Here is a 20538-nt window from a genome sequence, read left to right on the forward strand (position 1 = left end):
TCCCACGGCCGCGGCCCGCCCGGCCCGGCGGGCGGGTGCGACCGGCGGCCCGCCCCGGCCGGGCGGTTCCGGCGAGCCGGTCGGTCAGCCGGGCCCACGCCGGGGCGCCGGCACCGGCCGCCGGAGCAGCCAGGTCACCCGGGCCCGTTCGCGGCGGAACTCGGCGGCGTCCGGGTAGCCGCTGTGGCTGCGGATCGGCGGGTCGGTGACCTCCCCGCCGGTGGGGTGCAGCGCGTCCGGGTCGCGGACCGGCAGGTCCCGTTCCCCGGCCGCTACCTGCCAGCCGAGGGGGTCGGTGTCGCGCCAGAAGTTGGTCCAGCCGGGCCACCCGGCCGGCCCCCGCAACGCGCCGGTCAGCGTCGGTAGCCGGTCCGGCCCGAAGTACGCCGGGAAGATCCGCCCGTACAGCCGGGTGAGCTGGCAGCCGTAGGAGAAGAACCAGATCCGCCGCCGCCACCGGGCCGGGAGCTGGAGGATCACCGCCGCGCAGATCACCGTGCCCTGGCTGTGCCCGGACAGGATGATCCCGTCCATCCGGCGTGGGTCGTGCTCGCCCAGCGCCAGCAGGCCGGCGGTGCGGGTCTGCAACTCCGGCACCGCCCGCTCGGCGTAGCTGGGCGGGGCGAGCGGGTGCGCGGCGCGGGGCCAGAAGGTGCCGATGTCCCAGAGCACCCCCACCGACCGGCGCACCGTGTCGTTGCGGTAGACCAGCAACCCCACGGCGGCGATCGCCGCCGGCAGCCAGCCGAGCAGGGCGTCGCCGATGTCGGCCACCGTCTTCACCACCATCGGCCACCCGGGCACCGTCGCCGCGTCCGGCGGGACGTGGGACAGGGCCGCGGCGGAGCCGAGGGTGCCGAGCAGCGCGCCGACCGCCGCGTACCAGCCGATCAGCCGGATGGCGTGTTCGCCGACCAGCCGGTGCAGCGCCCGGAAGGCGCTCACGTCGCGGCAGCGCCGCCGGTCGTGGGCGGAGCGGGTGTCGTCGGCCGGCACCAGCCCGGCGTACTCCTGGCGGCGGAGCCGGCGGAAGAGCAGGCCGGCGCGCAGGGCGACGCCGGCCAGCGCCAGCACCGCGACGGCGAAGGCGAGCCCGGCCCACATCACCGGCAACGGCGGGACCACACCGGTGCGCCGGCCCGTGGGGTCGCCGACGGTGAGCCGGTCGGTGACCCAGTAGAGCGCCCCGGCGCAGTACGCGATGCCGAGCAGCCAGCCGAAGCCGGCGATGACCGCCGGCCCCCGGCCGCCCCAACCGAGGTCGGCGTGCGGCTCCCGGGGCGCGGACGGCGCGGCGGGGCCGGTGCGGGGCAGCAGCAGCCCGACGCCGGCCAGCGCGATCGCGGGCCCGGTGAGCATCCAGTCGTCCAGCCACCGTGGGGCCGGTGGCGTCCCGGCCAGCCAGCCGGCGATCCAGGCGACGCCGAGCGGGAGGAGCACGGCGGCGGCCACGGGGGCGGCCAGCGCGCGCCGGCCGGAGCGGGACACCGCGCCGATGGCAGCGAGCAGGAGCACCTGGCCGGCGCCGTACCAGGCGATCACCCAGTCGTAACCGGGCAGCGAGTGGTCGACGAGGCAGCCGGCGGCGGCCGGGTCGCGGATGCACCCGGCCGGCGGGCGCAGCTCGGCCAGCGGGGTGCCGGCGGGGCCGTCCGGCAGCAGCAGGAGCAGCACGGTGCCGGTGACCCCGGCGCAGGTCAGCACGATGACCGTGACGCTCCACCTGCCCAGCGGCGTGTCCCCGGCGCGCCGGCTCAGCCAGGGCCGGCCCAGCGCCACCACCGCGATCGCCACGACGGCGACGAGCAGCGCCACGCTCGGCCAGGCGACGGCGGCCCGTACGCCCAGGGGCGGGTCCATCGCGAGCACCGCGCCGAGCGGGACGGCCACCGCGACCACCGACCCGACGCAGAGGTGCAGCACGGCGGCCCGGCGGAGCTGTCCCTCGCCGCACCAGAAGGTGTGGTCCTGCAACGGGTTGGTGGCCGCCGCGTCCTCCTCCGCCGCGTCCCGAGCCGCCGCACCCTCCTCCGCCGCCGCGTCCCGCTTCGGCGCGGTGCCTCCGGCCGGCGCGTGGGCGGCTGGGGCGGCGGGCATTTCGGCCTCGTACTGGTAGGTGCGCCAGGCCAGCAGGCCGAGCAGCGCCAGCAGGCCCAGCGGGACCGCCAGGCCGACGGCCAGCGCGTGGCTGCCCTCCCGCCACCAGCCGCGCGCGAGGAACTCCCACGGCCCGGGGACGCGGCTCAGGCAGTCGTCGCCGACGCACTGCCAGGCGATCAGGTCCACGCCGATACCGGTGGCGGCGAGGACCAGCGTCCCGGTGAGGCTGAGGCAGAACAGCCGGATCAGCCAGGCGGTGAGCCCGGAGCGGCTGGCCCAGCGTTCCTGGTCCGGGTCCGGCGGTATCCCGGGCCGGGCGTGCAGCGCCACGTTCGCCAGGGTGAACGGCAGCAGCAGCGTCCAGAGGGCCCGCTCCACGTCCCGCGCGGTCCGCGCGCCGGAGGTCAACTGCCCCCAGCTGTACGCCTCCACGGTGACCGTGTCGTCCGGCCGGGCCGCGGTCGAGCGGTAGAAGCCGGTCACCTCGTCGCCGGCGACCAGCCAGGGCCGGGGGGCGTCGTCGCCCGGCCCGGGGGCCAGGCCGAGCACCTGGTCCGGGGGAGTGTTGGACACCCCGTGTACGCGCAGTTCGAGCACCCGACCGGCCATCGGTGCCTCCTAGTGATGGCTCCACTACCCAGAGTGCACCCTTTGGGCTTGCGTCGGCCACCCCTGGAGCGAGGTGTTTTCGCAGGTCGGCTCCCTGGTGGCCGGCTGGCGGCGGGTCAGGCGATCTCGCGTACGACCCGGGCGGGGTTGCCCACCGCGACGACGTTCGCCGGCAGGTCGCGGGTCACCACGGCGCCCGCGCCGACCACCGTGTTGTCGCCGATGCTCACCCCGGCCAGCACGATCACCCCACCGCCGAGCCAGACGTTGTCCCCGATCGTGATCGGCTGCGCCGCCTCCCACTTCTCCCGCCGGGGCTCCGGGTCGACCGGGTGGGTGGCCGTCAGCAGTTGCACGTTCGGTCCCAGTTGGACGTCCGCGCCGATGGTGATCCGGGCCACGTCGAGGAAGACGGCGTTGAAGTTGATGAATCCGCGCGGCCCGAGGTGGATGTTCCAGCCGTAGTCGCAGTGGAACGGCGGGCGGACCCAGGCGTCCTCGCCGACCGAGCCGAGCAGCGCGCGCAGCGCGGCCAGCCGGCCCTCTGGGTCGGCCGTCGAGCTGCGGTTGAACGCCTCGTTGAGGCGGGCGGCCCGGTCCAGGTCGGCCAGGATCTCCGGGTCTTCGGCGCGGTAGAGCTCGCCGGCGAGCATGCGGTCCTTCATGGAGGTCATCCGCCGATCATTCCAAAGGTGCGGCCTCCACTTTGTACGAAGTTCGTCGTTTTTTCGACTTCTCTATGCATACGTAGTATGCAATTCTCTCCTGTGTCAATGCGACTCCCGTCAGTGATGACGCCTCACAGAGGAGGATCCGTTGCATCGAACAGGAAGAAAGCGGGCCGGGCTGGCCCTGGCCCTCGGCCTGGTGCTCGCCGTGCCGCTGACCACCCCGGTCGGGGCCGCCCCGGCCACGTCCCCCGCCTCCGCCACCCCCGCCACCGGAGCCGCGCTGGCCGGCCGGGCCGCCGGCCGGCCGGCCACGGTCACGCTGGTCACCGGTGACCGGGTCACCGTCGCAGCCTCCGGCGCGGTGTCCGTCCGGCCCGGAGCCGGCCGCGACGACCTGCGCTTCCTGGTCCAGCGAAACCGGGGCCACCTCACCGTGCTGCCCCAGGACGCGCTGCCACTGCTCCGGTCGGGCCAGGTGGACCGGCGGCTCTTCGACGTCACCGGGCTGGTCGAGGCCGGCTACGACGACGCCCACCGGGACAGCCTGCCGCTGTTGGTCTCGTACCGGTCGGGTCAGGCCCGCCGGGCCGTCGCCGGCATCGCCGGCACCCGGGTGACCCGCGACCTGCCGGCGATCGGCGGCGCGGCGGTGACGGCCGAGAAGGCTCGCGCCGGCGCGGTGTGGGGCGCGGTGACCGCCGGCCGGGCGTCCGCCCGGGTCGACACGGCGGGGGGTGTCGACCGGCTCTGGCTGGACGGCCGGCGCAAGGTGACCCTCGACCACAGCGTGCCCCAGATCGGTGCGCCCGCCGCCCACGCGGCCGGCCTCACCGGCAAGGGCGTCACCGTCGCGGTGCTGGACACCGGCGTCGACCCCGACCACCCCGACTTCGCCGGCCGGCTCGCCGAGTCGCGCAACTTCAGCGAGGCGCCCGAGCCGGGCGACACGGTCGGCCACGGCACCCACGTCGCCTCGATCATCGCGGGCAGCGGCGCCGCCTCCGGCAGGAAGTACCGGGGGGTGGCCCCGGACGCCACGCTGCTCTCCGGCAAGGTCTGCGAGAGCCTCGGCTGCACCGAGTCGGCGATTCTCGCCGGCATGCAGTGGGCGGCGGCGGAGAAGCACGCCACCGTGGTCAACCTGAGCCTCGGTGGAATGGACACCCCCGACGTGGATCCGCTGGAGCAGGCGGTGCAGACCCTCACCGCGCAGACCGGCACCCTCTTCGTCATCGCCGCCGGCAACGACGGCTCCGACGGCTCGGTCGGCTCCCCGGCCAGCGCGGACGCCGCCCTGGCGGTCGGCGCGGTCGACCGCGCCGACGAACTGGCCAACTTCTCCAGCCGGGGCCCCCGAGTCGGCGACGACGCCCTCAAGCCGGACCTCACCGCCCCCGGCGTGGAGATCGTCGCGGCTCGGGCGGCCGGCAGCGACCTCGGCGAGCCGGTCGGCGAGAACTACATGACGCTCTCCGGCACCTCGATGGCCACCCCGCACGTCGCCGGCTCGGCGGCACTGCTCGCCCAGCGGCACCCCGACTGGCAGGCCGGCGCGCTCAAGTCGACCCTGATGGCCTCGGCCAAGCCGCATCCCGGGCAGACCGCCTACCAGCAGGGCGCGGGCCGGGTCGACGTGGCCCGGGCGATCGGCCAGCAGGTCACCAGCGAGCCGGCAAGCGTGTCCTTCGGCCGGGCCGAGTGGCCGCACGGCGACGACACCGCGATCGCCCGCACGGTGACCTGGCGCAACTCCGGGTCCGCGCCGGTCACCCTCGACCTCACGGTCGAGGCCACCGGGCCGGACGGCGAGCCGGCCCCGGCCGGTGTGTTCCGGCTCGGCGCGTCCCAGGTCACCGTGCCGGCCGGCGGTCAGGCCGGGGTGCCGGTCACCGCCGACACCCGGGTGGACGGCCCGGACGGCTACTACACCGGCCGGGTCGTCGCCCGGTCCGGCGCGACGGTGGCGGTCACCCCGATCGCGGTGCACCGCGAGGTGGAGAGCTACGACGTCACCGTCAGCCACGTCGGCCGGGACGGCAGGCCCGCCACCGAGTACGGCACCGCCCTGGTCGCCCTGGACGCCTTCGACTTCCCCACGGACGTCTACGACGCCGACGGCACGGCGACCGTGCGCGTCCCGAAGGGGCGGTACGGGCTGGCCAGCTTCCTGTTCGCCACCGACGCGAACGGCGAGCCCACCGGGGCCACCCTGCTCGCCCGGCCCGAGCTGGTCGTCGACCGGGCGCTCCGGCTCACCCTCGACGCCCGCACCGCGAAGCCGGTGCTGAACACGGTGCCGCAGCGCGGCGCGACCCCGCGGCTGGTGGACGTCAGCGCGGTCTTCTTCGCAGAGGACACGAGCGCGTACTCGTTCGGCCTGTGGAGCTTCGGCTTCGAAGGGCTGACCAGCGGGCAGATCGGCGCGCCGAGCACGCCGGAGAAGTTCGTCGCCACGATCGGCAGCCAGTGGGCCGACCGGGAGGCGGCCAGCAGCCCCTACCTGTACGCGCTGCTGGAGGCGTTCCCCGGCCGGATGCCGACCGGCTTCGTCAAGCACTACCGCAGCCGGGACCTGGCCACCGTCGTGCACACCTTCCGGGACGCCTACCCGGGGCTGGAGGCCGAGCGGATGGTCATGGGCGAGGTGGAGTACAACACGGGCGGCTCCGCCCTGATCCTGCGCACCGCGACGCCCGGCCGCCGGGTCGAGCACTACAGCACCAACCATGTGCGGTGGAGCAGCGAGTTGGACTTCGGCACCCGCGACCCCGAGGGCTGGCTGGAGACGCAGGCGGTGCTGCTCTCGCCGGTGACGGCGTACCGGGCCGGCCGGACGCACCACGAGACCTGGGGCGTCGCCCCCTACGCGCCGTCCTTCCCGGCGCGGCGCTGGCCGTCGGACGGGATCACCCGCACGGGTGACGTCGTCGTGGTCGACCTGCCCATGCACAGCGACGCCCACGGGCACGCCGGCGGGTCGCTCAACGACCCCCAGTGGACCAGGCTGTACCGCGAGGGCAAGCTGGTCGGGGAGAGCGAATACCCGGGGTACGGGGAGTTCAGGGTGCCGGCGGGCGCGGCGAACTACCGGCTGGAGACCTCGGCGAAGCGCGGCTTCACCGACCTGAGCACCGAGGTCACCAGCGCCTGGACGTTCCGGTCCCGGCACGTCCCCGGCGACGACTTCGCGGCGCTGCCGGCGATGGCGGTGCGCTTCGACCCGGCGCTGCGCGACGACAACAGCGCCCCCGCCGGGCGGTCCTTCACCGTTCCGGTGCGGGTGGAGCGGCAGGCCGGAGCCCCGGCGGCCAAGGTCGCCGCGCTGACCGTCGACGCCTCCTACGACGGCGGGAAGACCTGGCACGAGGCGGAGCTGCGCCGCCAGGGCTCCGGCTGGGCGGCCACGCTCAGACACCCGGCCGGCGCCGGTCACGTCTCGCTGCGAGCCGCCGCGAAGGACACCGCCGGAAACACGGTGACCACGCGGATCATCCAGGCGTACCGGCTGCGCTGAACCGGTGTCCGGGCCCGGCGGCACGTCCCGCCGGGCCCGGACCCGTGTTGTCCTCCGTCGGCGGTGCCGTCGCCTGGCCTCGGTGACCCGGAGGCCGGGCCGCGCGGCACCGCCGACGGTCGTCAGTCGTTGGCGTGCAGGGCGGCGTTCAGCTCGATGCCCCGGCCGGTGCGGGGGCGGGCCTCCAGCGCGCCGGTGACCGAGTTGCGCCAGAACAGCAGGCCGTCGACGCCGGACAGGTCGCGGGCCTTGACCACCCGACCGTCCGGGAGGGCGATCTTCGAGGCGGCGGTGACGTAGCAGCCGGCCTCGACCACACAGTCGTCGCCGAGGGAGATGCCGACTCCGGCGTTCGCACCGATCAGGCTGCGCTCGCCGATGCTGATCTTCTCGGTGCCGCCGCCGGACAGCGTGCCCATGATCGACGCGCCGCCGCCGACGTCGGAGCCGTCGCCGACCAGCACGCCCTGCACGATGCGCCCCTCGACCATCGAGGTGCCGAGCGTGCCGGCGTTGAAGTTGACGAAGCCCTCGTGCATCACGGTGGTGCCGGCGGCGAGGTGGGCGCCGAGCCGGACCCGGTCCGCGTCGGCGATCCGCACCCCCGAGGGAACCACGTAGTCGGTCATCCGGGGGAACTTGTCCACCCCGTACACGCTCAGGTGGCGGCCGGCGGCCCGCTCGATCACCCGCAGCTCGTCGACCCGCTCCGGCGGGCACGGCCCGGCCGACGTCCAGGCCACGTTCGCCAGCTTGCCGAAGATGCCGTCGAGGTTCAGCTCGTTGGGCCGCACCAGGCGGTGGGAGAGCAGGTGCAACCTCAGGTACGCGTCGGCGGCATCCTTGATCGGCTCGTCCAGCGACCCGAGCACCGTGACCACCTGGGCGGTACGCAGGCCGGGCAGCGCCCGCTCGCCGACCGCCCCCGGCGGCAGGTCGAGCACGTCCGCCTCATCCTCGCCGGGGACCAGCGGCAGCTCGCCGAGCCCCAGCTTGCCCGTCGGGTACCAGGTGTCGAGCACCTGCTCGTCAGCGGTGATGGTGGCCAGGCCGATGCCCCACGCAGGCTGTGCAGTCGTCACGCCTGTGAAGGTACCGTGCGAACCATGGAGAACCCGCTGACCCCCGAGGTCCTCGCCGATCCGGTGGCGTTGACCCGTGCCCTGGTCGACATAGAGTCCGTCTCTCTCAACGAGAAGGCGATCGCCGACTGCGTCGAGCAGGTGCTGCGCGGAGTGCCGCACCTGACCACGTTCCGGCACGGCAACACCATCATGGCGCGTACCGACCTGGGGAGAGCCTCCCGCGTGGTGCTCGCGGGGCACCTGGACACCGTCCCGCTGAACAACAACTTCCCGTCGACCATGCGCGGCGACCTGATGTACGGCTGCGGGACCTCGGACATGAAGTCCGGGGTGGCGTACGCGCTGCACCTGGCGGTGACCCTGCCCGAGCCGAAGTACGACGTGACGTACTTCTTCTACGAGGCCGAGGAGATCGAGTCGAAGTACAACGGCCTCTTCCTGGTCGCCGAGGCGTACCCGGAGTGGCTCCAGGCGGACTTCGCGGTGCTGCTGGAGCCGACGTACGGGATCGTGGAGGCCGGCTGCCAGGGCACCATGCGGGCGGTGGTGACCACCACCGGCGTCCGGGCCCACTCGGCGCGCTCCTGGCACGGGGTGAACGCCATCCACGCCGCCGGCGAGGTGCTGCGCCGCCTGTCCGGGTACGAGGCGCGGCGGGTCACCATCGACGGCTGTGACTACCGAGAGGGCATGAACGCGGTCCGGATCAGCGGCGGGGTCGCCGGCAACGTGGTGCCGGACCACTGTGAGATCGAGGTGAACTACCGGTTCGCGCCGGACCGGACGCCGGCCGAGGCCGAGGCGCACCTGCTTGAGGTCTTCGCGGGCTTCGAGCTGCGGGTGACCGATGCGGCGGCCGGGGCGGCGCCCGGGCTGGACGCGCCCCCGGCGAAGGAGTTCCTGGCAGCGGTCGGCGCCGCGCCGATCGGTAAGCTGGGCTGGACGGACGTGGCCCGCTTCGCCGCGATGGGCATCCCGGCGCTGAACTTCGGCCCGGGGGATCCCAACCTGGCCCACCACCCGGACGAGCACGTCGAGATCAGCAAGATCCGCGACGGGGCGGCCACCCTGCACCGCTGGCTCACCCCCGCCTGAGCCCGCAGTTCCCGCGCCGACCGGCCCGGCCCCCGTCTGGGCCTGGAAGCCTGGGCCGGGGCCTGGCTGGGGGCCTGGTCTGGCCGGGGCCTGGTCTGGGGCGCGGTCTGGCCGGGGGCATGGTCTGGCCGGGCGGCCTGCCGCACCGTGGTCCGGTGGGCGGGCCGCCCGGCCGGCAGCCGTACGGCCGGTCAGGCGGTCGGGGACAGGGACGACTCGGGGCGGGTGTCGGTCGGGTCGGCGGTGAGGTCGGCGGCGATGGCTTCCATCTGCCGGGCGCGGCGGCGTTCGGCCACCACGTCCCGGATCCGTCGCTGCATCTGCCGACGGATCCGGATCATCTCGCTGTTACTGATCACGCTGGCTCCTCCCCCGAAGGCGCGTGCCGGGGCATACCCGGTATGTGAATAGTAAGACGTACGTGCGACCGAATTAGTTGCCCCGGTGGTGGAAAATTTCTCCGCCCCACCGTTGTCGTCCGTCGCCTGGTGCGGGCACCGCACCCTGCGGGTGCCCCTCCACTACGGTTGCTCCCATGAGCGACAGCAACGGACGAGGTCCGGGCCGCGAGCGGGGGCGGGAACGGCACCGGGGCGCCGTCACGCTGCGCCGCCAGGCCATCCCGACGAGCACCGCCGACCAGCGGCTGCTGGACTCCCGGGGCCGCGGCGACTGGAAGACCAAGGACGCCTGGCGGGCCCTGCGCATCCTGTCGGAGTTCGTCGAGGGCTTCGACACCCTGGCCGACCTGCCGCCGGCGGTCAGCGTCTTCGGCTCGGCCCGGAGCAAGCCGGACAGCCCGGAGTGCCGGCTGGCCGAGGAGGTGGGCGCCGCCCTGGCCCGGGCCGGGTACGCGGTGATCACCGGTGGCGGACCGGGCGTGATGGAGGCGGCCAACCGGGGCGCCAGCGAGGCCGGCGGGCTCTCCGTCGGGCTCGGCATCGAGCTGCCGTTCGAGCAGGGACTCAACGACTGGGTCGACCTGGCCATCGACTTCCGGTACTTCTTCGCCCGCAAGACCATGTTCGTCAAGTACGCCCAGGCGTTCGTGGTGCTGCCCGGCGGCTTCGGCACGATGGACGAGCTGTTCGAGGCGTTGACCCTGGTGCAGACCGGCAAGGTCACCCGGTTCCCGGTGGTGCTGATGGGGGTGGCCTACTGGCGCGGTCTGCTCGACTGGCTGCGCGACACGATGGCGGTCGAGGGCAAGATCGGGCCGGTCGACCTGGAGCTGATCTGCCTCACCGACGACGTCGACGCGGCGGTCCGGCACATCGTGGAGGCCGAGGCCGTGCTCTCCGCCGAGCAGGAGGCGGTCCGCGAGGAGGCCGTCGCTCGGACCGCGGCGGACCAGCAGGCCGCCGCCGAGCAGGGCCGGGAGGGCTGATCCGGTGGCGGCGATCTGCGTGTTCTGCGCGTCGTCCCGTACCCTCGACCGGCGCTGGCTGGACCTGGCCGCCGAGGCGGGCGCGGAGATCGCCCGCCGTGGCCACACGCTGGTCAGCGGCGGCGGTTGCGTCGGGATGATGGGCGCGGTGGCGGACGGGGCCCGGTCCGCCGGCGGGACCACCCTGGGGGTGATCCCGCAGTCCCTGGTCGACCTGGAGGTGGCCGACCTCTCCTCGGACGAGCTGGTGATCACCGGCAGCATGGCCGACCGCAAGACCGTCATGATCGACAAGTCGGACGCGTTCCTCACCCTGCCCGGTGGACTGGGCACCCTGGACGAGCTGTTCGAGGTCTGGACCACGGCCACCCTCGCCCTGCACACCAAGCCGATGGTGCTGGTCGACGCGGACGGCTTCTACCGTCCCCTGGTCGACTGGCTGGCCGATCTCGCCGACCGCAACTTCCTCAAGCCGGCCGGCCTGGGCCTGCTCACGGTCGTCGACAGCATCCCCGCCGCCCTGGACGCCCTGACCCCCCACCTCACCTAAGCCCCACCCCACCCGGGCAGGGCGGGGGTGAGGGTGGGGAGGGGGAGTGGGGTGTCGTAGGGGCGTGGTGGGATGGGGGGATGCAGGCGTACCGGCTGGTGCGTCGGCCTGTCGAGGCGGCCCGGGGGGACCGCCGGTCCGGTGGGGCGGCGCGGGGGGACGGTCGGCCCGAGGGAGCGACCGGGCGGGAACGCCGGGCCGGAGGGCCGGGCGGCGATGACGCGCAGGCCGGGGAGGGCAGCGGGGGCGATGGCACGCACGCCGATCAGCCTGCCGGCCCTCTGACGTACGCCGAGCAGCCGCCCGCCGAGGAGCCGCCCGCCGAGGAGCCGCCCGCCGAGGAGCCGCCCGCTGGGCGGGCACCCGCCGAGGAGCCGCCTGCGGGGCGGGGCGAGGGGGCGGAGCCCGCCGAAGTAGCGGAGCCGGCCGAGGAGTCTGGGCGGGCGGAGGAGCCGGACCAGGCCGGGGAGCCTGGGCGGGCCGGGGAGGCTGGGCGGGCCGGGGAGGCTGGGCGGGCCGAAAGGGCCGGGCAGGGCCAGCGGTGGCGGGACGACCCGGTGCAGGCCGAGGTCGTGGCGCACACCGGCGGGCCGATGCTCGTCGTCGGCGGGCCGGGTACCGGGAAGACCAGCACGCTGGTCGAGGCGGTCTCCGCGCGGGTGGCCGAGGGCGTCGACCCCGAGCGGGTCCTGGTGCTCACCTTCGGCCGCCGGCAGGCCACCGACCTGCGCCGCCGGATCGAGGCCCGGGTGGCCGGCGACGGGCACCGGGTGCTGCGCGAGCCGCTGGTGCGTACCTTCCCGGCGTACGCGTACGGGCTGCTGCGCCGGGCCGCCGCCGAGCGGGGCGAGCCGTCCCCGCGGCTGCTCACCGGCCCTGAACAGGATCTGATCATCCGGGAGCTGCTCGACGTGGTCGGCGAGGAGCCCGACGACGACCCGGTCGGCTGGCCGGAGGACCTGCGGCCCGCCCTGCGTACCCGGGCGTTCGCGGCCCAGCTCCGCGACCTGCTGATGCGGGCCGCGGAGCGCGGGGTGGGCCCGGTCGAGCTGGCCCGGCTGGGGGAGCGGCTGGGCCGCGCGGACTGGCCGGCCGCCGCCCGCTTCCTCCGCGAGTACGTCGCCGTGCTCGCCCTGCGCGACGTCAGCAACCGTGGCTCGATCGCGTACGACCCGGCGGAGCTGGTCCGGGCCGCCACCGGGCTGCTGCTCGACGATCCGGAGCTGCTGGAGGCCGAGCGCCGCCGCCTCGCCCACGTGTACGTCGACGAGCTGGCCGACACCGATCCGGCCCAACTCGACCTGCTCGCCGTGGTCGCCGGCGGGGGCAAGTCCCTCGTCGCCTTCGCCGACCCGGACTCCGCCACGTACGCCTTCCGAGGCACCGACCCGGCCGGGGTGAGCGCCTTCCCACACCGGTTCCGCACCGTCTCCGGAGCGCCGGCCGCGCAGGTCGTGCTGAGCACGTCGTACCGGGCCGGTGCGGGGCTGCTCGCCGCCACCCGGCGGCTCACCGGCCGGCTGCGCGGCCCGGCGGCCCATCGCCGGCTGCACCCGCAGCCCGCCGCCCCGGCCGGCGCGGTCGAGGTGCGTACCTTCCGCTCGGCCACCAGTGAGGCCGCCTGGCTGGCTCAGGCCCTGCGCGCGGCGCACCTGCTCGGCGGCGTGCCCTGGTCGGCGATGGCGGTGCTGGTCCGCTCGACCGCCCGGCAGCTTCCGGTGCTGCGCCGGGCGCTGCACACCGCCGGGGTGCCGACCGTGGTGCACGGCGAGGATCTGCCGCTGCACCTGCAACCGGCGGTGGCCCCGCTGCTGCTCCTGCTGCGTTGCGCGCTGGAGCCGGAGCGGCTGGACGAGGAGGCGGCGGTGGCGCTGCTGCACTCGCCGCTGGGTGGTGCCGACCCGCTGGCCGAGCGGCGGCTGCGCCAGGGGCTGCGCGCCCTCGCCCTGGCCGGCGGGGACCGCCGCCCATCCGGCGAGCTGATCGTCGACGCGCTGCGCGACCCGGAGGAGCTGGCCGCCATCGATCGGCGCTGGGCGGAGCCGGCGCAGGCGGTGGCCGGTCTGCTCGCCATCGCCCGGGAGGCGGCCGAGCGGCCCGGGGCGACCGCCGAGGACGTGCTCTGGGCGGCCTGGGACGCCAGCGGCCTGGCCGAGCGCTGGGCCGGGGCGATCACCCGGGGGCAGGCGGCGACCGGCGAGCACGAGACCGCGCGGCGCTGGCGGGCCGAGGCCGCCGACCGGGACCTGGACGCCGTGCTGGTGCTCTTCGACGCGGCGGCCCGGTTCGCCGACCGGCTGCCCGGCGCCCGTACCGAGGTCTTCCTCGACCACGTGCTCGGCCAGGACCTGCCGGCGGACACCCTGGCCGCGACGGCCGACCGGGGCGAGGCCGTCCGGCTGCTCACCGCGCACGCCGCCAAGGGGCTGGAGTGGGACCTGGTGGCGGTCGCCGGGGTGCAGGAGGGCGTCTGGCCGGACCTGCGGCTGCGCGGCAGCCTGCTCGGCTCCGAGCGGCTGGTCGACGTGCTCGCCGGCCGCGACCAGGGCGACGGCGGGCGGGCGGTCCTGATCGGGCAGACCTCCGCCCTGCTGGACGAGGAGCGCCGGCTCTTCCACGTGGCGGTGACCCGGGCCCGCCGTCGGCTGCTGGTCAGCGCGGTCGCCTCGGCCGCGGTCGGCGGCGACGACCACGAGGAGCAGCCCAGCCGGTTCCTGTACGAGCTGGACCCGACCGAGTCACCCGGCCCGGACGAGGGCGGCCCGGGCCCCGCCGATCCGACCGCCGATCCGACCGATGACCCCACTGACGGCCCGGCGGGCGGTCCCGGTGGCTCGGAGGCCGGTGGGCCGGGGGGCGGGGGAGAGCACCGGCCCGTCACCCTGCCGGTGGCCGGGCCGCCCCGGGCGCTGACCCTGCCGGCGCTGGTCGCGGAGCTGCGTACCGCCGTGGCCGATCCGGCGGCGCCGCACCACCGGCGGCGCGCGGCGGCGGCCGAGTTGGCCCGGCTGGCCGCCGCCGGAGTGCCCGGCGCGCACCCGGACGACTGGTGGGGGCTGCGCGGCCTCTCCGACGACCGGCCGCTGGTCGACGAGGGGCAGCCGGTGAAGGTCACCCCGTCGGCGATGGAGAGCGCCCTGCGGTGCAGCCTGCGCTGGTTGCTGGAGCGGCACGGCGGCAGCGGCCCGGCCAGCGCCGCACAGGGGGTGGGCAACCTGGTGCACGCCGCCGCGATGCTCGCCGAGGACGCCAGCGCGGACCGTTCCGCGCTGCTGGAGTACGTGGCTGCCCGGTTCGACGCGATCGAGTTGGCCGCCCGGTGGATGGTCGGCCCGGAGCGGGAGCGGGCCGAGGCCATGGTGGACAAGCTGCTGCGCTGGCTGGCCGGCAACCCGCGCCGGCTGCTCGCCATCGAGCACGAGTTCGCGGTCCGGCTCGACGACCCGCACCGGCCGGTCGAGCTGACCGGCCGGGTGGACCGGCTGGAGGTGGACGACGCCGGCCGGCTGGTGGTGGTCGACCTGAAGACCGGCAAGTCCACTGCCGTCACCGAGCACGAGATCGGCGAGCATCCGCAGCTCGGGGCGTACCAGGCGGCGGTGGAGGCGGGGGCGTTCCCGGAGTTCGGCGACGAGTCCGGGGGCGCGGCCCTGGTCCAGCTCGGCACCGGCGCCAAGGACGCCAGGGAACAGAGCCAGCCGGCGGCGGGGCAGGGGCCGGAGGCCGGCTGGGCGACGGCGCTGGTGCGGCGCACCGCCGATACGATGGCCGCCGCCACCTTCGCCGCGGTCGCCAACTCGAAGTGCCGGGTCTGCCCGGTGCGTACGAGCTGCCCGGTGTCCGGGCAGGGGCGCCAGGTCGTCGAGCCGCAGTCGGGAACTGAGAAGGTGCCGTGACCCAGCCCGCCCTGTTCAGCGCCGCGACCCCGGCGCCCCGGGCCGCCGACTCCGGCCCCCGGTACACGCCGGTCGAGCTGGCGAAGCTGCTCCGGCTGCCCGCGCCCACCCGGGAGCAGGCGGCGATCATCGCCGCGCCGGTCGAGCCGCTGCTGGTGGTCGCGGGCGCCGGCTCCGGCAAGACCGAGACGATGGCCGCCCGGGTGGTCTGGCTGGTCGCCAACGCCTACGTCCGGCCGGAGCAGATCCTCGGGCTGACCTTCACCCGCAAGGCGGCCGGTGAGCTGGGCCACCGGGTGCGTACCCGGCTCGACCAGTTGGTGCGCCGGGTCGGGCGGCGGGGCCGGGACCCGCTCGACGACCCGTTCGCGGGCGAGCCGACCGTGTCCACCTACCACTCGTACGCCGGGCGGATCGTCACCGAGCACGGGCTGCGCGCCGGGTACGAGCCGTCCACCCGGCTGCTCACCGAGGCGTCCCGCTGGCAGCTCGTCGACCTGCTGGTGCGCAACTACGACGGCGACATGACCGGCGTCGACCGGATGCCCAGCACCATCACCGACGCCGTGCTGGCCCTGGCCGGCGAGCTGGACGAGCACCTGGTCGACCCGGACGCCCTGGCCGCCTGGACGGGCCGGTTCTTCGCCGACGTGCAGTCCCGCCCCGGCCGGGTCTACGCCGACGTGCGGAAGTCCCTCGCCCTCCAGCAGACCCGGCTGAAGCTGCTGCCGCTGGTCCGCGCGTACGCCCGGCGCAAGGAGGACTTCGAGGCGATGGACTTCGCCGACCAGCTCGCCCGGGCGGCCCGGGTGGCCCGGGACCACCCGGCGGTCGGCGCGATCGAGCGGGACCGCTACCGGGTGGTGCTGCTCGACGAGTACCAGGACACCAGCCACGCGCAGGTGGTGCTGCTCAACGCCCTGTTCGGCGGCGGACACCCGGTGACCGCCGTCGGCGACCCCTGCCAGTCCATCTACGGCTGGCGGGGGGCCAGCGCCGGCACCCTGGACCGCTTCCCCGCCGAGTTCGCCCGCCCCGACGGCACGCCGGCGGCGGTGCTCGGTCTCACCACGAGCTGGCGCAACCGGCCGGAGATCCTCGGTGTGGCGAACGCCCTGGCCACCCCGCTGCGGGCGGCCGGCGCCCGGGTGCCGGAGCTGCGCGCCGCGCTGAGCGTCGCCGACCCGATCCCGCACCGCACGCCGGGTGGCCTGGCCGCCGGCACCGTGCACTGCGCGCTCCTGCCGACGTACGCCGACGAGGCGGACTGGATCGCCGACAGCGTGCTGGCCGCCTGGCGCGGGGCGGCCCGGATGCCGGCAGCGCTGCCCGAGCACATCCCGGTACCGCACCGGCCCACCACCGCCGTGCTGGTCCGGCTGCGCAGCCAGATCCCGGCGCTCTCGACCGCGCTGCGGGCCCGGGGGCTGCCGGTGGAGGTGGTGGGGCTGGGCGGGCTGCTGGACACCCCCGAGGTGCGGGACGTGGTGTGCACCCTGCGGGTGCTGGCCGACCCGACCGACGGGGCGGCGTTGCTGCGGCTGCTCACCGGGGCGCGCTGGCGGATCGGGCCGCGTGACCTGGTGGCCCTGCACCGCCGGGCCCGGGCGATCGCCGCCGGCCGCCGCCGGCTCGCCGCCGACGAGGGGCCGGAGATCGCCGTCGACCTGCTCGACGAGGCCACGCTGGTGGAGGCGCTGGCGGACCTGGGGCCCGCCCAGGCGTACTCGGACCAGGGCTACACCCGGCTGCGCGCGTACGGCGAGGAACTGGCCCTGCTCCGCTACCGGCTGGACCAGACGCTGCCGGAGCTGATCGCGGACGTCGAACGGACCATCGGCCTGGACGTGGAGGTGGCGGTCCGGGCCGGCCGGGACGGCACCGGCGACGCCGGCCTCGCCCGGGGCCACCTGGACGCACTCGGCGACGTGGCGGCCCGGTTCAGTGGGGAGTCTCCGGCGGCCACCCTGTCGGGGTTCCTGGCCTACCTCGCCGCGGCCGAGGACGAGGAGCGCGGCCTGGCCCCGGGCGAGGTGGAGGTGGTCTCCGGCGCGGTGCAGATCCTCACCGCGCACGCCGCGAAGGGCCTGGAGTGGGACGTGGTCGCGGTCGCCGGCCTGAGCCGGGGCGGCTGGCCGGGGCCGGTGCGCAACTCCGACCACTGGCTCGGTGGGCTGGGGGTGCTGCCGTTCCCGCTGCGCGGGGACGCCGACGGGCTGCCGGAGCTGGGTCTGGCCGGGGCGGCCGACCAGCGGGCGGTGGCCCGGGCGCTGGCCGACTTCACCGACGCCTGGCGGGCGCACGACGAGCGGGAGGAGCGCCGGCTGGCGTACGTGGCGGTGACCCGCCCCCGGCGGCTGCTGCTCTGCTCCGGCTACTGGTGGGGCGAGGGGACGAAGCGCCCCCGCGGGCCGTCGGTGTTCCTGCGCGAGGTGCACGACGCGTGCCTGGACGGCGGTGCCGGGCACCTGGTCGACCGCTGGGCCCCCGAGCCGGCCGGCGACGCCACCAACCCCACCACGGAGGTGGTGTTGCGCGCCGAGTGGCCGGCGGACCCGCTGGGCGGGCGCCGCCCGGCGCTGGCCGAGGCCGCCGCGCTGGTTCGCCGCTTCCTCGCCGAGGAACACCCGACTCCCGCCCCCGGGGCGGCCGAGGTCGAGGATCCGGAGGTGGCGCGCTGGCGGCGGGAGGCCGACCTGCTGCTCGCCGAGCGGGCCGAGCTGGCCGCCGGGGCGGGGGCGGTGGAGGTGGCCCTGCCGGGCCAGCTCTCGGTCACCCAGCTCGTGGCGCTGCGCCGCGATCCGGAGGAGCTCGCCCGCGCCCTGCGCCGCCCGATGCCCGCCGAGCCGAACCCGTACGCCCGGCGGGGCACCGCGTTCCACACCTGGCTGGAGCGGCGCTTCGGCGCGGACCGGCTGCTCGACGTCGACGAACTGCCGGGCGCGGCCGACGCCGACGCCGCGCCCGACGAGGCGCTGGCCGAACTCCAGGCGCGCTTCCTGGCCGGGGAGTGGGCCGACCGGGTGCCGGCGGAGGTGGAGGTGCCGTTCGCCACGGTGATCGCCGGGGTGGTGGTGCGGGGCCGGATGGACGCCGTCTTCGCCCGGCCCGGCGGCGGGTACGACGTGGTCGACTGGAAGACCGGCCGGCAGCCCGTCGGCGCGGAGGCCGAGGCGGCGGCGGTGCAGCTCGCCGTCTACCGGCTGGCCTGGGCCGAGCTGGCCGGGGTGCCGGTCGACCGGGTCGGCGCGGCCTTCTACTACGTGCGGGACGGGGCGACGGTCCGCCCGGCGGACCTGCTCGACGCCGACGGGCTCACCGCGTTGATCGCGGGCGTGCCGGAGGCGCCGCCCGTCGCCAGCCGGCCGGGACGATGAAAAACTTCGGCCGTGGGGGTCCCGCGAGCCGAATCCGTGATACGGTATCCGGGTTGCAGTTTTGGTTACCAGAGACTCTGTGTGCGCCTGGCGGATTGTGGCCCCAGGCGCTCTTTGTTGTGTCCGGGGCTCTCCGGGCGGGGCGACCAGAAGCGACAGGTGGTCCGCGCATACCGGGCGCGGTCCGCTCCTCCCTCTTCGGCTCGCAACACGTGCGGGTCCGAACGTTCCGTCAAGGAGACAGAACACATGGCAATTGGCACCGTCAAGTGGTTCAACGCTGACAAGGGCTTCGGCTTCATCACCCCGGACGGCGGCGGCGCCGACGTCTTCGCCCACTTCTCGGCGATCCAGTCCTCCGGCTACCGGAGCCTGGACGAGAACCAGCGGGTCGAGTTCGAGGTGACCCAGGGCCAGAAGGGCCCGCAGGCGGAGAACATCCGTCCGCTCTGATCGTCGGCACCACTGTTCCTCGGAACAGGCACGACTGTTCTCCGGAACAGGCACCACCGTTCTTCGGAACATCCATCGCGCCTCGGGCGCGGTGTCGCGGCCGGTCCGCCCCGTGCGGGCCGGCCGCACCCCACCTTCGGTTCGTGCTTGTGACCACCGCGGCCCCGCCGCCGGTGCAGCGCCACTCCGGCGCCTCCTCGACACGTGCCGCGTCGAGGAAGGCTTCTGCATGACCACCGTCATCCCCTCGTTCTCCACCACCGGCCTGGCGCCGGCGCTGCTCGCCGAGCTGACCGCGCAGGGCATCACCGAGCCGTTCCCGATCCAGGCGGCGACGCTGCCGGACTCGCTGGCCGGCCGGGACCTCCTCGGCCGGGGCCGCACCGGCTCGGGCAAGACCCTCGCCTTCGGGCTGCCGCTGGTGCACCGCACCGCCGGCCGCCGGGCCCGCCCGGGGCGTCCGCTGGCCCTGGTGCTGGTGCCGACCCGGGAGCTGGCCCAGCAGGTGACCACCGCGCTGGCCCCGTACGCCCGGGCGGTCGGGCTGCGCACCGCCACCGTGGTGGGCGGCCTGTCGTTGCAGCGGCAGGCGGACGCGCTGCGCGCCGGCGCCGAGGTGGTCGTGGCCACCCCCGGCCGGCTGCACGACCTGATCAACCGCGGGGACGCCCGGCTCGACCAGGTCGCCATCACCGTGCTGGACGAGGCGGACCAGATGGCCGACATGGGCTTCCTGCCGCAGGTCACCAAGCTGCTGGAGCAGGTGGCCGGCGACGGCCAGCGGATGCTCTTCTCCGCCACGCTCGACGGCGGCGTGGACAAGCTGGTCCGCCGCTTCCTGACCAACCCGGTCTCGCACTCCGTCGACCCCGGCACCGCGACGGTGACCGCGATGACGCACCACGTGCTGCACGTCGACGCCGAGGACAAGCCGGCCGCCCTGACCCAGATCGCGGCCCGGGAGGGCCGCACCATCCTGTTCATGGGCACCAAGCACCGTGCCGACCGGGTGGCCCGCCAGCTGCTGGCCAAGGGGGTGCGCGCGGCGGCGCTGCACGGCGGCAAGTCCCAGCCGCAGCGCACCCGGATCCTGGAGCAGTTCCGCACCGGCCAGGTGACCGCGCTGGTCGCCACCGACGTGGCGGCCCGGGGCATTCACGTGGACGGCCTCGACATGGTGGTCAACGTCGACCCGCCGACCGAGGCGAAGGACTACCTGCACCGGGGCGGGCGTACCGCGCGGGCCGGCGAGTCGGGCACCGTGGTCACCCTGGTCCTGCCCGAGCAGCGCCGCGAGGTGTCCCGGCTGATGGCCACCGCCGGCATCCGGCCGCAGGCCACCCAGGTCCGGCTGGGCGACGAGGCGCTGGCCCGGGTCACCGGGGCCCGGGAACCGTCCGGGGTGCCGGTGACCATCGCGGCTCCGGCGCCGGAGCGGTCCGCCTCGGGCGGTGGCCGGGGTCCGCGCTCGTCCCGCGCCGCCGGCCAGTCGCACGTCGCCGGGGCCGCCGCGACCGGGGGTACGCCGCGCGCCGGCCGCCCGTCCGAGGACGGGCGGGCGGGCGACGGGGCGGGCGCCGAGGGGCGGCGCACCGGACACCGCGCCTCGGGGCGCTCGCGCCGGCCGCGTCGTCCCCGTACCGCCTGAACGGCTCCTCCGCGGTCACCCGCCGCCGCCGGCAGTCCGCCGGCGGCACCCTGCGACTGAGTCGGGAATCAGGCAGGGCGGGGTCCGATCGGTGACTGTTCCATGGTCCCGATGTGGTCGATGCTTGCCGTGGGGGAAAACGGGTCGGCGGGG

The 20538-nt window shown here is 75.7% G+C and carries 12 protein-coding genes; 8 read left to right on the forward strand and 4 right to left on the reverse strand.

Annotated features, from left to right (window positions below):
• Positions 1-84: 84 nt before the first annotated feature.
• Both C5N14_RS03000 and C5N14_RS03005 read right to left on the reverse strand, forming a co-directional pair.
• A complete protein-coding gene (locus C5N14_RS03000) occupies positions 85-2709 on the reverse strand; it encodes a hypothetical protein (protein ID WP_117665266.1) in 2625 nt (874 codons plus the stop codon).
• Positions 2710-2825: 116 nt separating this feature from the next.
• A complete protein-coding gene (locus C5N14_RS03005) occupies positions 2826-3383 on the reverse strand; it encodes a sugar O-acetyltransferase (protein ID WP_117665267.1) in 558 nt (185 codons plus the stop codon).
• Positions 3384-3525: 142 nt separating this feature from the next.
• On the opposite strand from C5N14_RS03005, the gene C5N14_RS03010 reads away from it, so the two are divergent.
• Positions 3526-6894 (forward strand): S8 family serine peptidase, encoded by a 3369-nt coding sequence (locus C5N14_RS03010; RefSeq protein WP_243639090.1) that lies wholly within the window; start codon positions 3526-3528, stop codon positions 6892-6894.
• A gap of 122 nt (positions 6895-7016) precedes the next feature.
• Here the strand turns inward: C5N14_RS03010 and dapD are convergent, their stop codons facing one another.
• Positions 7017-7976 carry a 2,3,4,5-tetrahydropyridine-2,6-dicarboxylate N-succinyltransferase gene (dapD, locus tag C5N14_RS03015; protein ID WP_117665269.1) on the reverse strand — a complete coding sequence of 320 codons (960 nt, stop codon included), beginning with the start codon at positions 7974-7976 and terminating at the stop codon, positions 7017-7019.
• Positions 7977-8000: 24 nt separating this feature from the next.
• Between dapD and dapE the strand changes: the two genes are divergently transcribed.
• Positions 8001-9074, forward strand: coding sequence for a succinyl-diaminopimelate desuccinylase (gene dapE, locus C5N14_RS03020; protein WP_117665270.1), 1074 nt, complete (start codon positions 8001-8003; stop codon positions 9072-9074).
• A gap of 191 nt (positions 9075-9265) precedes the next feature.
• Here the strand turns inward: dapE and C5N14_RS31955 are convergent, their stop codons facing one another.
• Positions 9266-9433 carry a hypothetical protein gene (locus tag C5N14_RS31955; protein WP_165878019.1) on the reverse strand — a complete coding sequence of 56 codons (168 nt, stop codon included), beginning with the start codon at positions 9431-9433 and terminating at the stop codon, positions 9266-9268.
• Positions 9434-9609: 176 nt separating this feature from the next.
• On the opposite strand from C5N14_RS31955, the gene C5N14_RS03025 reads away from it, so the two are divergent.
• The 6 genes from C5N14_RS03025 (at position 9610) to C5N14_RS03050 (ending at position 20385) form a co-directional block, all read left to right on the forward strand.
• Entirely contained in the window at positions 9610-10461 is an 852-nt protein-coding gene (locus C5N14_RS03025; RefSeq protein WP_117665271.1) for a TIGR00730 family Rossman fold protein, read from the forward strand.
• Between the two features lie 4 nt (positions 10462-10465).
• On the forward strand, positions 10466-11011 hold the full coding sequence (locus tag C5N14_RS03030) for a TIGR00730 family Rossman fold protein (protein WP_117665272.1): 546 nt from the start codon (positions 10466-10468) through the stop codon (positions 11009-11011).
• An 80-nt stretch (positions 11012-11091) separates the two neighbouring features.
• Entirely contained in the window at positions 11092-14907 is a 3816-nt protein-coding gene (locus tag C5N14_RS03035; RefSeq protein ID WP_243639092.1) for an ATP-dependent DNA helicase, read from the forward strand.
• Positions 14904-18284, forward strand: coding sequence for an ATP-dependent DNA helicase (locus tag C5N14_RS03040; RefSeq protein ID WP_117665273.1), 3381 nt, complete (start codon positions 14904-14906; stop codon positions 18282-18284). Before C5N14_RS03035 ends, C5N14_RS03040 begins: the two co-directional genes overlap by 4 nt.
• Positions 18285-18533: 249 nt before the next feature.
• Positions 18534-18737 carry a cold-shock protein gene (locus tag C5N14_RS03045; protein ID WP_007464836.1) on the forward strand — a complete coding sequence of 68 codons (204 nt, stop codon included), beginning with the start codon at positions 18534-18536 and terminating at the stop codon, positions 18735-18737.
• Between the two features lie 229 nt (positions 18738-18966).
• A complete protein-coding gene (locus C5N14_RS03050; protein WP_117665274.1) occupies positions 18967-20385 on the forward strand; it encodes a DEAD/DEAH box helicase in 1419 nt (472 codons plus the stop codon).
• Positions 20386-20538: the final 153 nt, after the last annotated feature.

It is taken from the genome of Micromonospora sp. MW-13, from assembly GCF_003434305.1.
Lineage (GTDB): Bacteria > Actinomycetota > Actinomycetes > Mycobacteriales > Micromonosporaceae > Micromonospora.